11 protein-coding genes are annotated in these 15,249 nt (G+C 72.4%); 3 read left to right on the forward strand and 8 right to left on the reverse strand.

All coding sequences use genetic code 11. The annotated features are described in order from the left end of the window. Positions 1–302 precede the first annotated feature (302 nt). Positions 303–4,409, forward strand: a complete 4,107-nt coding sequence (locus tag CFP65_RS05225) for a LamG-like jellyroll fold domain-containing protein (protein WP_158702045.1) — start codon at positions 303–305, stop codon at positions 4,407–4,409. Between the two features lie 113 nt (positions 4,410–4,522). Here CFP65_RS05225 and CFP65_RS05230 read toward each other — a convergent pair whose 3' ends face one another. The 3 genes from CFP65_RS05230 to CFP65_RS05240 all read right to left on the reverse strand — a co-directional run bounded on the left by CFP65_RS05230 (position 4,523) and on the right by CFP65_RS05240 (position 8,706). Then, a complete protein-coding gene (locus CFP65_RS05230; RefSeq protein WP_254552242.1) occupies positions 4,523–4,999 on the reverse strand; it encodes a MarR family winged helix-turn-helix transcriptional regulator in 477 nt (158 codons plus the stop codon). After that, the gene (locus CFP65_RS05235) at positions 4,996–6,441 is read right to left on the reverse strand and encodes an MFS transporter (protein WP_104814975.1); all 1,446 of its coding nucleotides are present in this window, start codon (positions 6,439–6,441) and stop codon (positions 4,996–4,998) included. Before CFP65_RS05235 ends, CFP65_RS05230 begins: the two co-directional genes overlap by 4 nt. A 63-nt stretch (positions 6,442–6,504) precedes the next feature. Continuing rightward, positions 6,505–8,706, reverse strand: a complete 2,202-nt coding sequence (locus tag CFP65_RS05240; protein ID WP_104814976.1) for an MMPL family transporter — start codon at positions 8,704–8,706, stop codon at positions 6,505–6,507. Between the two features lie 266 nt (positions 8,707–8,972). Between CFP65_RS05240 and CFP65_RS05245 the strand changes: the two genes are divergently transcribed. Together CFP65_RS05245 and CFP65_RS05250 are read left to right on the forward strand one after the other, a co-directional pair. Further along, a complete protein-coding gene (locus CFP65_RS05245) occupies positions 8,973–10,115 on the forward strand; it encodes a sensor histidine kinase (protein WP_104814977.1) in 1,143 nt (380 codons plus the stop codon). 17 nt (positions 10,116–10,132) lie between these two features. Further along, positions 10,133–10,822, forward strand: coding sequence for a response regulator transcription factor (locus CFP65_RS05250; protein ID WP_104814978.1), 690 nt, complete (start codon positions 10,133–10,135; stop codon positions 10,820–10,822). On the opposite strand, the gene CFP65_RS05255 is transcribed toward CFP65_RS05250, so the two are convergent. The 5 genes from CFP65_RS05255 to aroC form a co-directional block, all read right to left on the reverse strand. Then, a complete protein-coding gene (locus CFP65_RS05255) occupies positions 10,819–11,667 on the reverse strand; it encodes an AAA family ATPase (protein WP_104814979.1) in 849 nt (282 codons plus the stop codon). The genes CFP65_RS05250 and CFP65_RS05255 overlap by 4 nt on opposite strands. 161 nt (positions 11,668–11,828) lie before the next feature. Then, positions 11,829–12,272 (reverse strand): type II 3-dehydroquinate dehydratase, encoded by a 444-nt coding sequence (gene aroQ / locus CFP65_RS05260; RefSeq protein ID WP_104814980.1) that lies wholly within the window; start codon positions 12,270–12,272, stop codon positions 11,829–11,831. Beyond that, on the reverse strand, positions 12,269–13,357 hold the full coding sequence (aroB, locus tag CFP65_RS05265; RefSeq protein WP_104814981.1) for a 3-dehydroquinate synthase: 1,089 nt from the start codon (positions 13,355–13,357) through the stop codon (positions 12,269–12,271). Before aroB ends, aroQ begins: the two co-directional genes overlap by 4 nt. After that, positions 13,357–13,866 (reverse strand): shikimate kinase, encoded by a 510-nt coding sequence (locus CFP65_RS05270; RefSeq protein ID WP_104814982.1) that lies wholly within the window; start codon positions 13,864–13,866, stop codon positions 13,357–13,359. Before CFP65_RS05270 ends, aroB begins: the two co-directional genes overlap by 1 nt. Next, on the reverse strand, positions 13,863–15,047 hold the full coding sequence (aroC, locus tag CFP65_RS05275) for a chorismate synthase (RefSeq protein WP_104814983.1): 1,185 nt from the start codon (positions 15,045–15,047) through the stop codon (positions 13,863–13,865). Before aroC ends, CFP65_RS05270 begins: the two co-directional genes overlap by 4 nt. Positions 15,048–15,249 lie beyond the last annotated feature (202 nt).

Genomic DNA, 15,249 nt, shown 5'->3' on the forward strand with positions numbered 1-15,249 from the left:
ACCCATGCGAAGCAGTTCTTGACCCAGTCTTTACGAGTGACGGGAATCACATCGTGGCCAAAGGATTGGCAACATGAACAACTCGGACATGCCGTCAAGATCGAATTTTCGGGCTGTCCGAGGGTGCTGCCAGCATGCGGCTGATCTCTGTACTCAGGACCGTTCAGTGCCGCGCATCGGAGGAGTCGTTCCGGAGTGCCGTGCCGTCAGGATCGGCCCGCGAAGAAGAAGGCAAGGAAGACATGTCCAGGCGATCCCGCCCGCCCCGTCACCGTCCCCCGCAAGCCCCGCCCCGTCTCGCCTTGGCTGTTGCCGCTCTCAGCCTGGCCACGTCACTGGGCGCGCCTGCGGCTCACGCCGATGACGACGGCCTGCCGAGTGCGGCCGCGATCGCCGCGCTGGACGCCACGCACCTGGGCGAGCGCCCGCCAGGCACCGTGGTGGACGCCGCGCTCGCCCAGGCCAAGGCCGACGGGAAGGACGTCCCGGTCCTCTCGCTCACCACGGAGTACTCGGAGACCGTCGCCACGCCCGACGGGCACCTGCGCGAGAGCCGCCAGGTCGAACCCCAGCGCATGAAGCGCGACGGCACCTGGATACCGCTCGACGCGACCCTCACGGCTGGCCCCGACGGCACCCTGTCACCCACGGCGTCCTCCTCCGTTCTCACCCTCTCCGGTGGCGGAGCCGGCCCGCTGGCCGTGATGACGAACGCCGGCGGCCAGCAGCTCTCCATCACCGCCCCGTTCGCACTGCCCGCGCCGACCACCACCGGTGACAGCGCGCTCTACCCGAACGTCGCGCCCGACACCGACCTCAAGGTCACCGTGACGAAGGAGGGCGGCTTCTCCACCGTCCTCATCGTCAAGACCCCGGCCGCAGCCGCCAATCCGGCGCTCAGGAAGCTCAGTTGGCCCACCGCGGCCAAGGGCGTCAAGGTCAGCGCCGACAGCTCCGGCAATATCAGCGCCCTCGACGACACCACGGGCAAGCCCGTCTTCACCGCCCCGACCCCGATCATGTGGGACTCGCGCACCACCACCGGCAACTCGCCCTCGACCGGCACCGGCGCAAAGGCCATGGCCAGGTCCTTCAAGGCCGCAGCCGCTCCCAGCGATTCCGCGCCGGCTCCCGTGAACCCGGTCACGCCGCCCCCGGGCGCCCCGGCCACCAGCAGCGCCTCGGGCCCGGGTGCCGGCGCTGCCGTGGCCGCGATGCCGGTCGCCGCGAGCAACGGCACGGTCGACCTGACGCCGAGCCAGGACCTCCTGACGGACCCGGGTACCCGGTTCCCGGTGTACATCGACCCGAGCTGGTCCAACAGAGACGCGAACTTCCAGGCCTGGGCCTGGACCGAGAGCGCCGACCCGACCCGGGTCTCGAACGGCAGCACGCCGGGTGTCGACACCAACCACCTCGGCGTCGGCCAGTGCGGCACCCGTTACCCCAACGGCGATCCCTGTACCACCACCACCTACGAGCGCAGCTACTACCAGTTCGACGTCCGGGGATGGCACAACGCCCTCGTCAACAGCGCCACCCTCAAGATCAACGAGTACTCCTCGGCCGACCACAGCTGCACCCAGACCTACCCGGTCAGCGCCTACGCGACCACCGCGATCGACGGCAACACCAGCTGGTCGAACAAGCCCGCTGACGGCACCCTCCAAGAGACCCGGGACGTCGGGGGCTCCGGCGGCGACGGCTGCTACGGCAACGTGCCCGTCTACTTCAACGTCACCCCCGCGATGAGCGACGCCGCGAAGAACTCCCGGGACCTGCTGACCTTCGGCATCTACGGCGACCAGGACAACCCCTTCGCCCTCAAGTACTTCAACGCCAGCCCCGCCCTGACCGTCGTCTACGACCTCTACCCCAACATCCCCACCAACCTGCACACCGCACCCTCCCCGCCCAGGATCTTCGGCACCGGTATCGGCGGCGTCGGCCTGACCACCACCGACGTCGAATCCTGCGCCGATGTCCCCGCCTCCAGCTACGGCTGGATCAACACCGACACCACCGCCCTCCAGTCGACGGTCTCCACCCCGACCCAGCCGGCACCCCTGCTGAACGAGTGGGCGCACATCTGGGACAACACCGTCCCCACCGACCTCAACAACAACGGCTGGGGCAACCCCGTCCCCAACGGCGGCACCACGAGCTACCAACTACCCGCCAACTCCCTCAAGGACGGCCACTACTACGGCTGGTACGCCTTCACCAACGACGGCATCGCCTACAGCCCCACCGCACCCGTCTGCCACTTCGCCGTCGACCTGACGCCGCCGACCCTTACTCTCCCCTCCGAGAACGACTTGGTCGACACCGGCAAGCTGCAGCTCCCCCCGTCCGGCAACGGACAGGACAGCCCCATACACACCGGTGAGACCGGCTACATCAAGTTCCAGGCCAACGACGCCCCCGATCCCCATGGAAACGGAAAGGTTGCCTCCGGTATCGCTGCGCTGCGCTGGAGCTACGACCCGGCCCCCGCTCCGAACTGGGGCTGGGTCTCCCCCACCTGGGTCCCCGGCGGCGCGTCGGCGGGGATCAACGCCACCGGCCTGCCGGTCCGGGCCACGCACTGGGGCACCAACGTCATCTACGTGCAGGTGATGGACAGGGCCGGCAACATCAGCGCGTCCACCGCGTTCTCGTTCTACGTGCCCTGGTCCCCCGTCCCCCTCGCTTACGGGGACTTCTCCGGCGACGCACGCCCCGACGTCCTGGCCCCAGCCCCCAACGGTGACCTCCTCGACTACAGCCAGGCCCTCACCTTCAGCGCCCCCGCCACCGTCCCCGGCATCAGCGGGTTTCCCAACGCGCCAGGGGTGGTCGCCACCAAGGACCAGGCACCCCCCGTCAGCAACACCCCGGACAGTCGCATCGGCTGGAACAAGTTCCGTATCAGCCACCGCGGTTCGAAGGACAACTCGCGGAACGTGGACGATGTCTTCGCCCACCAGGACCCCAACAACGCCAACATGGACAACGGCGGCCCGGATCTCACTTACCTGAAGAACAGCCACACGCTCAACGGAACCTTCACCAAGGACCCCACCACGCTCAACCGCCCACTCTGCCAGACGTCCCAGGCAGTCCAGCCCACTCAGCCGATCCCCGCGCCCAACTGCGGCCCAGACGACTACGGACCCGCCACGAGCTGGGCCACCGTCAGCCAGATCACCCCGATCGGCTCGCCCACCACCACCCTCACCCCGGACGGCAAGTTCACCAACGCGACCGGCCTCCTCGTCATCGAGAAGGGAAACCTCTGGTACTACCCCGCCGGGATCGGCCAGGTGACCAGTCCGACCACGATCGCCGACTTCGCCAGTCCCATCCAGCTCACCACAGACCGGAGCTGGGGCAACTACGACCTCATCGTTCCCGGGGACGCACTGGACACCAAGTCCCCCGCCACGCCGACCCTGTGGGTCCGCGCCCGCAGTGACGCCGGCACCGTCCACGCCGGCGACATTTACCAGTACGCGCTGGAGTTCGGCACCGCCACCGACAAGGCGAACCCCACCGGCTACACCATCGTCACCAAGATCGACCAATACCCCGCCACACCCATCGGCACCGGAGTGACTGTCCAGGACTGGCCCGTCGTCGGCGCCGCGAGCCTCACCAGCGACGACGTCCCCGACCTCTGGGCCCGGGGCAGCACGACCAACCAGATCACCACCTGGGCAGGCGTCACCGACCCGAGCAAGCCCGGCGCCCCGGTCGTCGCCTTCACCCGCCGCGACGACCAGTGGACCCTCTCCCAGACCAGGACCGACGCCAACAACTTCAACAACCTCACCGTCACCGACCCGGTGTCCTGGGGCACGCCGCTGCCGTCCATGCCCGGCTCCACCGGCTCCCTGCGGCTCGACGGCGGAATGGCAACAGCGGCAGGCACCGCCGTCGACACCAAGAGCGCCTACACGGTCAGCGCCTGGGTCAAGCTCGACAACGTCGCCAGTTACCAGACCTTCGTCTCCCAGGCGGGCACGAACACGAGCGCCTTCTACCTCCAGTACAACAAGGCCCTCAACGCCTGGACCTTCCTGACCACGTCCACCGACTCATCCGGAGCTACGCAGTACATCGCCCACAGCAACCCGCAGGCCGTCTCGGGAAACTGGACTCACCTCGTCGGCACCTACACCCCCGGCGACACCAAGGGTCCTGACGGCTCGCTCACGCTCTACGTCAACGGCGAGTACGCCGGCTCCGCCGGCGTCCCCAACACTGACCAGAACTCCTGGTCCGCCTCCGGCCCCCTGACCATCGGCGGCGTCAAGCTCACCGGCGGCGCCACCAGCAACCAGGTGCACGGCAACATCGCCGACGTCCGCACCTACCCCTACGTCCTCACCAAGGAGCAGGTCAAGACCATCTACAACAACCAGTGACCTGACTGCCCCGCACTAAAGGGTGGCTCATCCCTCACCGCACAGAGAGGGATGAGCCACCCTCGTTGTGTCACAGGCACCGCACGGCTGGCCCCGCCGACGGGCACCCGGCCTCAGTCCTCGCCCTCGCGCAGGACCGTCAGCAGGCGTTCCAGGGTGGCCAGGTCCGCCGGGGGGAGGGTCAGCATGGCGGCCGGGGGGCGGGCGAGGATCCGGTCGGCCCGGGCTGCGGCGGCTCGGCCGGGGGCGGTGAGGGTGACCAGTTTGCAGCGGCGGTCCTCGGGGTGGACGGTGCGCTCGACCAGGCCGCGCTCCTCCAGGTCGTCGACGATCAGCGTGGTGTACGCCTTGTCGCTGGTGAGCTTGGCGCCTAGCTCGCGCATGGTCAACGGGCCGGGGACGAGGCGGCGCAGCGCCTTGGCGCGGGCGAAGCTCAGGCCGAGGGCGTCGCTGACCTGCTTGCGGCGGTCGCCGTGCTCCAACACCAGGCCGGACATCGCGGCCCAGATCCGGGTGGCCGCCTGCACCGTGGGGTCCTCGGCCTCAGCCGAGGGCGGGCGAGTCTCGTCGGCCGGGATGTTCACGTTCACGAGGTGGTGACCGCCGTTCTGGTCCGCTCGGGGCTGAGGCCGGCGGCGGTGCGCTCGGCGGTCCGCTGGGCCCACCGGCCGGTGGTGAGGATACCGAGCAGGAAGACCGCCGCCCCGCAACCGGTGGTGATCCACCAGCCGGCGTGACTGGCGGCGGTGAAGCCGGTGCTCAGCGGGCCGTGCACGGCGGAGGTGACCACCGAGCCGACCACGGCCACCCCGAGCGACTGCCCCACCTGGCGGCTGGTGGAGGCCACCGCCGCGGCCACCCCGGCCCGGCTGCGCGGCATCCCCGACACCGCCGTGTTGGTGATCGGCGAGTTCAGCATGCCGAACCCGAGGCCGAACACGGTGTAGGCGGTGAGCAGTCGCCAGGTCGGCGTACCGACGGTGAGCCCGGTCAGCAGGAACCCGCCGCAGGCCATCGAGACCCCGGCCACCAGAAGCGGGAGGCGCGGGCCGCGGCTGCCGACGATCCGGCCGGAGAGCGGCGCGAACGCGACCGTCATCAGGGCCATCGGCAGGGTGTACACCCCGGCGCGCAGCGCGCTGAAGCCGCGGACGTCCTGCAGGTAGAGGATGTTGAGGAAGAGGAAGCCGGCCAGCGAGGCGAAGCCGGAGACCGCGATCACCGTGGCGCCGGAGAACGGCGCGCTGCGGAAGAACTTCAGCTCGATCAGCGGCTCCTCCCGGCGCGACTCGTAGCCCAGCAGGGCGAGCAGCGCGATCAGGGCCAGGCCGAAGCAGGCGAGGGTGCGGGCCGAGGTCCAGCCGGCCTCGGGGGCCTCGATGATCCCGTAGGTGAGCGAGGCGAGCAGCAGGATGACCAGCAGCTGCCCGACCGGGTCGACCCGGCGGGCCCGCTCAGCCCGCGACTCGGGCACGAACCGCCCGGCCAGCACCAGCGCCGCGAGCCCGACCGGGATGTTCACCCAGAAGATCGCCTGCCACCCGAACCACCCGGTCAGCAGCCCGCCGACCACCGGCCCGAGCGCCATGCTCACCCCCACCGTCGCGCCCCAGACCCCGATCGCCCGGGCCCGCTCCCGCGGCTCGGTGAAGGTGTTGGTGATGATCCCCATCGCCACCGGGTTGAGCATCGAGCCGCCGACGGCCTGCACGGTACGGGCCGCCACCAGCCAGCCGAGCCCCGGCGCCAGGCTGCACAGCAGCGAGCCGAGGGTGAAGAGCACCAGACCGGCCCGGAAGGTCCGGCGGCGGCCGATCCGGTCTCCAGTGGAGCCGGACAGCATCAGCAGGCTCGCGAGCACCAGCGTGTACGCGTCGATGGTCCACTGCAGACCGGAGACGGAGGCGTGCAGCTCCCGCTGGATCGACGGCAGCGCCACGTTCACGATCGTGTTGTCCAACCCGACGATGAACAGGCTCATGCAGCAGATGGCCAGCACGGCCGCCCGCCGCCGAGAGCTGAGCTCGACCATGGCACACCCCCAATGGTTGTACTCCTGCAACTGTTGCAAGAGTACAACCATTCCTACCCGGGTTCAGTACCGCGCCGCGTGGGCCGGCTCGCGGGGAGGGGCGGCCGGCTCCGGGGTGGAGCGGGGGCGCAGCGGCCACCAGATGCTGCGGCCCAGCAGGGTGGCCACGGCGGGTACCAGCACCATGGACAGCAGGAAGGCGGAGAGCAGGATGCCCAGGGCGGTGGCGAACCCGACCTGGCGGCTGGCCGGGGTGGCACCGAGGGCGGCGAAGGAACCGGCCAGGACGAGGGCGGCGGTGGCGATGGCCGGGGCGGTGTGGCGCAGGGCGCGGGCCACGGCGGAGCGGGCGGAGCCGGGCCGGGCCATCTCCTCGCGGATCCGGTCGGTGATCAGGATGTTGTAGTCGGTGCCGAGGGCGACGACGAAGAGGAAGAGCACCAGGGGCAGGGTGAAGGCCACCCCGGGGTTGCCGGCGGCATGCTGGAAGACCAGGGTCGAGGCGCCGAGGGTGGCGGCGAAGCAGAGGCCGACCGAGATCAGCAGGACGGCCGGGGCGAGCAGGCTCCGCAGCAGCATGAAGAGGATCAGCGCGATCAGGGCGGCGGCCACCGGGAAGACGATCCGCAGGTCGTGGTCGACGACGGTGGCCACGTCCGTGAAGATCGCGGCCGTGCCGCCCAGGTGGGCGGTGAGCCCGGCCGGGGTGTGGGCCGCGACGGCGGCGCGCAACGGACCGGCCACCAGGTCGCGGGCCTGCTGGGACTGCTGATCGGCCGTCAGGTAGAGGTCGATCCTGGCCGCCCGGTGATCCGGGGAGAGCGTGGTGGCGCCGACCTTGCCGACCCCGGGCACCGCACCGAGCGCCCGCTCCAGCCCGTCGAGCCCGGCCGGCCCGTCGAGGGGCCGCGCGGAGTCCTTGGCCGTCACGTAGACCGTGGTGGGATCGGAGACGCCGGCCGGGAGGGCACGGGAGATCTCGGCGGCGGTCGCGGTGGCGGCGGTCTTCGGGCCGTCCGAACCGAAGCCGTAGTCCATCCGGATGCCGATCACGCCGGCGGCCAGCGCCGCGAGCAGGGCGAGCGAGCCCAGGGCGGCGAGCACGGGACGACGGGTGACCAGGTCGGCGAGGCGGGCGGCCACGCCCGGACGGGGTTCGAGCATCAGAGCCCGCGAGGGCCAGAACATCTTCCGGCCGCAGACGGCCAGCAGGGCCGGCATCAGGGTCAGGCTGCCGAGCAGCATCACCAGGACGGAGACGGCGATCGCCGGGCCGAGCACCCGGAACTGGCCGAAGCTGGCCACCCCGAGGGTGGCGAAGGCGGCGACGATGGTGAGGGCGGCCGAGGTGATCGCGGTGCCGACCCGGCCGGCCGTCTCGCCGGCGAGCTCCTTGCGGTCGGCCTCGGGCCGGGCCCGCAGGCGCTCGCGGAAGCGGAACAGCAGGAAGATCAGGTAGTCGACGCCGATGCCGATCAGCACCACCTGGATGAGCATGGGCGTGCCCGGGTCGAGCTTGACCCCGGTGAGCATCGCGATGCCGATCACCGCCCCGCTGGCGGCGCCACCGATCAGGGTGACGGCGATCAGCGGCAGGATCGCGGCCAGCACGCCCCGGAAGACCAGCACGTTGAGCAGCACGATCAGCGCCATCACCAGCGCCCCCGTGATCTTCCCGGCGACCTCGTCCGCGTCCGCGGCGTCCACCGAGTCGGCGAGCCCGCCGGTGAAGCCGGTGCGCAGGCCCTGGGCGGCGAACTCGGCCCGGGCCGAGTCGCGGAAGGCCTTGAAGGTGCGCTGCAGGGCCGGGTCGAGGGAGTTGCCGACCAGGCCGGCCGAGAGCAGCTGGAACCGGCCGTCGGGGGCGAGCATCAGCGACTGCACCGAGGGCGTCTGCGAGTAGTCCTCGCCCAGGAAGGCCGGGGCGTCGTCCTTCAGCTTCGGGGTGACCACCCGCTGGTGGGCGAGCTTCTCGGCCGAGGCCGCGATCTTGCGCTGGTCGGCCTCGCCGAGCTTGGCGCCGTCGGTGCGGGCGACCAGCACGGTGACGGCGTTCGCGTCGGGCTTGACGCCGAACCGCTCCTCGGCGATCCGCAGCGCGGCGGCCGAGTCGTAGCCGCGGGGCAGGAAGTCGCCGGTCTGGGTCTGCGTGACGCGGTACATCAGCGTCCCGCTCACGCCGGTCAGGGTGATGCCCAGCAGGACCCAGATGAGGATGACCTTCCAGGGGTTCCTGGTCGAGTACCCGGTGAGGGCGCGGATCACGGTGGTTCTCCCATGGCAGGGGGTACGGCGCCGGGTGCTCCCGGGCCTCTTCAAGACCATCAGCCGGGCACCCCCGATCGCGTCCTGGCCAGGGAGGATCCGCCGCCGGGCCCCGGGCACCGGGTCCGGGCCCCGGACCAGGACCGGAGTACTGGTCCAAGGCCCTCCTCACGTCCCGGTCGGGGCCGCCCCGGCCCTGGGAGACTGGACCGACAGCGGAACACGCAGGCCAGAGCGCACGCAGGCCAGAGGGACAGAGGGAACACGTGGACAAGGCACCGTGGACGCGGTCCGACGCCTTGGTGGCCGTCGGCGCTGCGGCGGTCGACCTGCTGGGGTACACCCTCGGCAACTCCGGCGAGGGCCTGCCGGTCAGCGTGCCGGGCTGCCTGCTGCTGGTGCTGGCGGCCCTACCGCTGCTGGTGCGGGGCCGGTGGCCGGCCCCGGTGCTCGGGGCGGTGCTGGCGATCGGGGCGGCCTTCAACCTCTCGGAGCCACAGCTGACCCACTTCGGGGCGGCGCCGGCCGTGGCGCTCTACACCGCCGTCCGGTTCTGCCGCCCGGCCCTCGGGGCGGCGGCCACCGTCGGGGCGGCGCTGGTCGTCCTGCTGACCCAGACCCACGATCGGGCGCTGACCTGGTCGGACGCGCTCAGCAGCACGGTGGCGGCGGCCATGGTGGCCGTCACCGCGGTGGCGGTGCGCCGCTGGCAGCAGCAGGTGTCGGACAACCGCCGGCTTCTCGCCGAGCGCGCGGTGGCCGAGGAGCGGCGCCGGATCGCCCGTGAGCTGCACGACATCGTCGCCCACCACATCACCACCATGCAGCTGATGGCGGGCGGCGCCCGGGCCAACCTCGGCCGCGACCCCGAGGTGGTGCGGGAGGCCCTGGTCACCCTGGAGTCCTCCGGCCGGCTGGCCCTGCGCGAGATGCGCCAGCTGCTCGACGTGCTGCGGGCGGGAGACGAGGCGGGGCCCGGCCGGACGGCTCCCGACGCCCCGCAGCCCGGGGTGGACGAGCTCGGCAAGCTGATCGAGGACTCCGTCCGGGCCGGGCTGCCGACCGAGCTGCGGGTGGTCGGCGAGGCCCGGCCGCTGGAGCCGACCCTGGGTCTGACGGTGTACCGGATCGTCCAGGAGGCCCTGACCAACACCCGCAAGCACGCGGGCCGGGCCCGGGCCGTGGTCGAGCTCACCTACCGGCCGGAGGAGCTGCTGGTGGAGGTCCGGGACGACGGCGCGGGCGGCCCACCCGCTGAACCGACGTCCGGGCGCGCCGGGTACGGTCTGGTCGGGATGAAAGAACGCGTGGCCCTGCACGGCGGCAGCCTGACGGCCGGTCCGCCGGCCGAGGGCGGCTACCTGGTCCTCGGCCGGTTCCCCCTCGCCCCGACCGCAGCCGCCACCTGAACCGGAAGGAACCGGGTATGACCGAGCGGGCGGCCGAGCGGATCACCGTGCTGATCGCGGACGACCAGCCGCTGGTCCGGCGCGGTCTCGCGCTGATCCTTACTCCCGACCCCGGCTTCGCGGTGGTCGGCGAGGCGGAGAACGGCGAGCGGGCCGTCGCGCTGGCGCACGAGCTGCGGCCGGACGTGGTGGTGATGGACATCCGGATGCCGGTCATGGACGGGGTGGCGGCCACCGCCCGGCTGGCCGAGGAGCTGCCGGGCTGCCGGGTGCTCGCGCTCAGCACCTTCGACCTGGACGAGTACGTGGTGGCCGCGCTGCGGGCCGGCGCCTCGGGCTTCCTGCCCAAGGACGTCTCGCCCGAGGAGCTGACGGCCGCGATCCGCACCGTCCACGCGGGCGAGGCTGCCGTCGCCCCGCGGCTGCTCACCGGCCTGATCGCCGCGTACGTGCGGGCCCCGCAGCCCGCCCGGACGGGCGCCCCCACCGCCACCGCCGAGGGCCTGACCCCCCGTGAGCTGGAGATCTGGCGGCTGATCGCCGCCGGCCTGGACAACGCCGCGATCGCCGTCGAGCTGGCGCTGAGCGTCTCCACCGTGAAGAACCACATCACCGCGCTGTTCGCCAAGCTCGGGGTCCGCGACCGCGCCCAGGCGGTGATCGCGGCCTACGAGACCGGCCTGGTCACCGCCCGCAGCACCGACTAACGGGCCGTCAGGCGGGCGGCGATCGCCTGGTCGAGGGCGGCGGCGGTGGTGGGGATGTCCATCGAGGAGTTGTCGATGATCGGCAGCCCGGAGTTGTACCAGCCGGCCATCCGGCCGTGGATCCGGGCCACCTCCTCGTCGCGCAGGCGGCGGTTGCCGGAGCGGCGGGCGTTGCGGGCCAGCACGGCGTCCAGGCCCGGGAGCAGCACCACCGGGATCATGCCGGGGCCGATGTGGCGGTGCCAGCCGCCGAGGCCGACGGCCGGGCGGTCGGGGAAGACGGCGTCGTCGATGATGCAGGAGATGCCGTTGGCCAGGTAGTTGCGGCAGGCGAAGCCGCAGGTGCGGCGGGCCAGCCGGTACTGCGCCTCGGAGGCGTCGTTCCACCCGGACTGCGGGTCGGCGAAGCCGGCCTGCACCCACTCGCGGACGTCGTCCAGGCTCACGTGCGCCGTCGCGGTGGGCTGCCGCTCGGCCCAGTACCGGGCCACGCTGGTCTTGCCCGCCCCGGCGGGCCCGATCAGCAGCACGGCCAGCGGCCCGGCGGCCGAGGGGTACACGGGGTGGGCGGGCGGCATCGGGAAGTGCCCGGTGCCCGGCACCGCACCGGTGGCCGGCCCGGCACCGGCAGTCGGCCCGGCACCCGCGGCCTGGGCCGGCCCCGGCGCCTGCGGGCCACCAGCCGACGGAGCGACCGGCGCAGCGGGCACACCCGGTGCGAGGGCCGACCCGGCGACCGGCGCAGCCGGTCCGGCGGCGGGCACCGGCACGGGCGCGGCGGCCTGGTACGGCGGCGGCGCGAGCGGGCGCGGCGGCAGGTGGCCGCCCTCCGTGTACTGCGTCACTTCACCTCCCGGCGGGCTCGGACGTGCTCCCGATCGGGACACTACACGTCAGCCCGGTGGCGGGCACAGTCCGCCACCGGGCTGACACAGTCGTACCGGCGGCTGGTCACCCTCGCTGACCTGCTGTCAGGCCAACGCGCGCCGCCGCCGACGCGTTCCCCCTACTTCGTCGCCAGCTGCTCCGCGATGGCCCGGAGGGCCAGTTCGTAGCTGCCCAGGCCGAAGCCCGCGATGGTGCCGGAGGCGACGGCGGCGATCACCGAGGTGTGCCGGAATGCCTCCCGGGCGTAGGGGTTGGAGATGTGCACCTCGATCAGCGGGGCGGTCCGCTGGGCGGCGGCGTCCCGCATCGCGTACGAGTAGTGCGTGAACGCGCCCGGGTTGATCACCACGGGGGTGCGCTCGTCGGCCGCGCGGTGCAGCCACTCGACCATCTCCTGCTCGGAGTTGGTCTCGCGGACCTCCACCTCGAAGCCGAACTCCTTGCCGAGCGCGGTGCAGCGCTCGACCAGGCCGGCGTAGGAGGTGGCGCCGTACACGTCGGGCTCCCGGCTGCCGAGGCGGCCGAGGTTGGGCCCGTTCAGCACCACGACGCGAGTGGTCACGCGGAGACCTCCGCGTAGGCGCCGACCAGCAGCGTCGGGTCCGGGCCCTCCAGGACGGAGGTCTTGCCCAGGCCGTCGAGCACGATGAAGCGCAGCAGGTCGCCGCGCGACTTCTTGTCGATCTTCATGGCATCGAGCAGCTTCGGCCAGGCGTCCGCCCGGTAGGTGAGCGGCAGGCCGACCGAGGCGAGCACGGAGCGGTGCCGGTCGGCCGTCTCGTCGTCCAACCGCCCGGCCAGCCGGCCGAGTTCGGCCGCGAAGACCATGCCGATCGAGATCGCCGCGCCGTGCCGCCACTTGTAGCGCTCGTTGCGCTCGATCGCGTGGCCCAGGGTGTGGCCGTAGTTGAGGATCTCCCGGCGGCCGGCCTCCTTGAGGTCGCCCGAGACCACGTCGGCCTTGACCTGGATGGCCCGGCGGATGAGCTCCACCGTGTGCGGGCCGGCCGGGGTCTTGGCGCCCTCCGGGTCGGCCTCGATCAGGTCGAGGATGGCCGGGTCGGCGATGAAGCCGCACTTGATGACCTCGGCCAGGCCGGAGACGTAGTCGTGCTTGGGCACGGTCTCCAGGGTGGCCAGGTCGGCCAGCACGCCCACCGGCGGGTGGAAGGCGCCGACCATGTTCTTGCCCTCGGCGATGTTGATGCCGGTCTTGCCGCCCACGGCGGCGTCGACCATGCCGAGCAGGGTGGTGGGCATCGAGACCCAGCGCACCCCGCGCAGCCAGGTGGCCGCGACGAAGCCCGCGAGGTCGGTGGTGGCGCCGCCGCCGAGGCCGACGATCACGTCGGAGCGGGTGAAGCCGGTCTGCCCGAGCACCGACCAGCAGTAGGCCGCGACCTCGGCGCTCTTGGCCTCCTCGGCGTTCGGCACCTGCAGCAGGATCGCCTCGTAGCCCTCGCCCGCGAGGTCCTCACGGATGGCTTCGGCGGTGGCCTCCAGGGCCTCCGGGTGCACGATCGCCACCCGGCGGGCCTGGGTGCCGATCAGGCCGCCCAGCTCGCCGAGCAGCTGGTGGCCCACCAGCACGTCGTACGGGTCGTGGCCGGCGCTGCCACCGACGTGGATGGTGACGGTGTCAGTCATCAGTTCCTCAAATCCAGTGCGTCCAGGGCGGCCTCGGCCACCTGCTCCGGCTCCCGTCCCTGGGTGTCCACCACCGCGGTGGCGACCTCCAGGTAGAGCGGGCGCCGGGCCTCCATCAGCTCGCGCCAGCGAGCGCGCGGGTTGACGGCGAGCAGCGGGCGCGGCGCGTCCAGGCCGACCCGCTTCACGGCGTCCGCGAGCGCCACCTCAAGGTAGACCACCCGGCAGTCGGCCAGCAGCTTGCGGGTGGCCTCGGCCATCACCGCGCCGCCGCCCAGCGCCAGCACGCCCTCGTGGGTCTCCACGGCCTCGCGGACGGCCCGCACCTCCAGCTCGCGGAAGTACGGCTCGCCCTCGTCGACGAAGATCTCCGCGATCGGCTTCCCGGCGAGCGCCTCGATGTCGGCGTCGGTGTCCCGGAAGCCGACCCCGAGGCGCTCGGCCAGGACCCGCCCGACAGTGGACTTGCCACTGCCGGGCGGGCCGACGAGCACCAGCACGGGGCTCATCGGACGATCAGGTTCTCGAGGTAGCCCTGCACGTTGCGGCGGGTCTCGGAGACGTTGTCGCCGCCGAACTTCTCGCTCACCGCGTCGGCCAGCACCAGCGCGACCATCGCCTCGGCCACGATGCCGGCGGCCGGCACGGCGCAGACGTCGGAGCGCTGGTGGTGCGCGGCGGCGGGCTCGCCGGTGCGGGTGTCGATGGTGCGCAGCGCACGCGGCACGGTGGCGATCGGCTTCATCGCGGCGCGCACCCGCAGCAGCTCACCGGTGGAGAGGCCGCCCTCGGTGCCGCCGGAGCGGCCGGAGGTGCGCTGGACGCCGTTCGGGCCGGGGACGATCTCGTCGTGGGCCTGCGAGCCGGGCACCCGGGCCAGGTCGAAGCCGTCGCCGACCTCGACGCCCTTGATCGCCTGGATGCCCATCAGGGCGGCGGCCAGGCGGGCGTCCAGGCGGCGGTCCCAGTGCACGTGGCTGCCGAGGCCGACCGGCACGCCGTAGGCGAGCACCTCGACCACGCCGCCGAGCGTGTCGCCGTCCTTGTGGGCCTGGTCGATCTCGGCGACCATCGCCTTCGAGGCGTCGGCGTCCAGGCAGCGCACCGGGTCCTCGTCGAGGCGGGCCTCGTCGGAGGGCAGCGGGAGCACGCCGGCCGGGGCCTTGGCGGCGGCCAGCTCGACCACGTGCGAGACCAGCTCGATGCCGCAGGTCTCCTTGAGGTAGGAGCGGGCGACCACGCCGAGCGCGACCCGGGCGGCCGTCTCGCGGGCGCTGGCGCGCTCCAGGATCGGGCGGGCCTCGTCGATCGAGTACTTCTGCATGCCCGCGAGGTCGGCGTGGCCGGGGCGGGGGCGGGTCAGCGCCTCGTTGCGGGCCAGGCCCGCGAGGATCTCGGGGTCGACCGGGTCGGCCGACATGACCTGGTCCCACTTGGGCCACTCGGTGTTGCCGACCATGATCGCGACCGGGCTGCCCATGGTGAGGCCGTGCCGGACGCCACCGAGGAAGGTCACCTCGTCCTGCTCGAACTTCATCCGCGCGCCCCGGCCGTAGCCGAGCCGGCGCCGCGCCAGCGCGTCGGCGACCATCTCGGTGGTCACCGGCACACCTGCGGGCAGACCCTCCAGCGTCGCGACCAGTGCGGGGCCGTGCGACTCCCCCGCCGTCAGCCAGCGCAACGTACCCAACGGAGCTCCTTCGTCAGCGGCCCTGCGCTGCGGCGGGCCGACCAGGCGTTCGTCCGGCGGGCACCGGTGAGCAGGTGCCCGCGCTCTGAACCCGATCCTTTCACGTCCGGCGACCGGGCAGGTGCACGGTCCGTGTGGCGGACAGCAGGGTTCCAGTAGCCGCGCGCACCCCGGCCGACCAGCGGTTTCGGGCTCCGGGGCG

It is taken from the genome of Kitasatospora sp. MMS16-BH015 (genome assembly GCF_002943525.1).
Taxonomy (GTDB): domain Bacteria; phylum Actinomycetota; class Actinomycetes; order Streptomycetales; family Streptomycetaceae; genus Kitasatospora.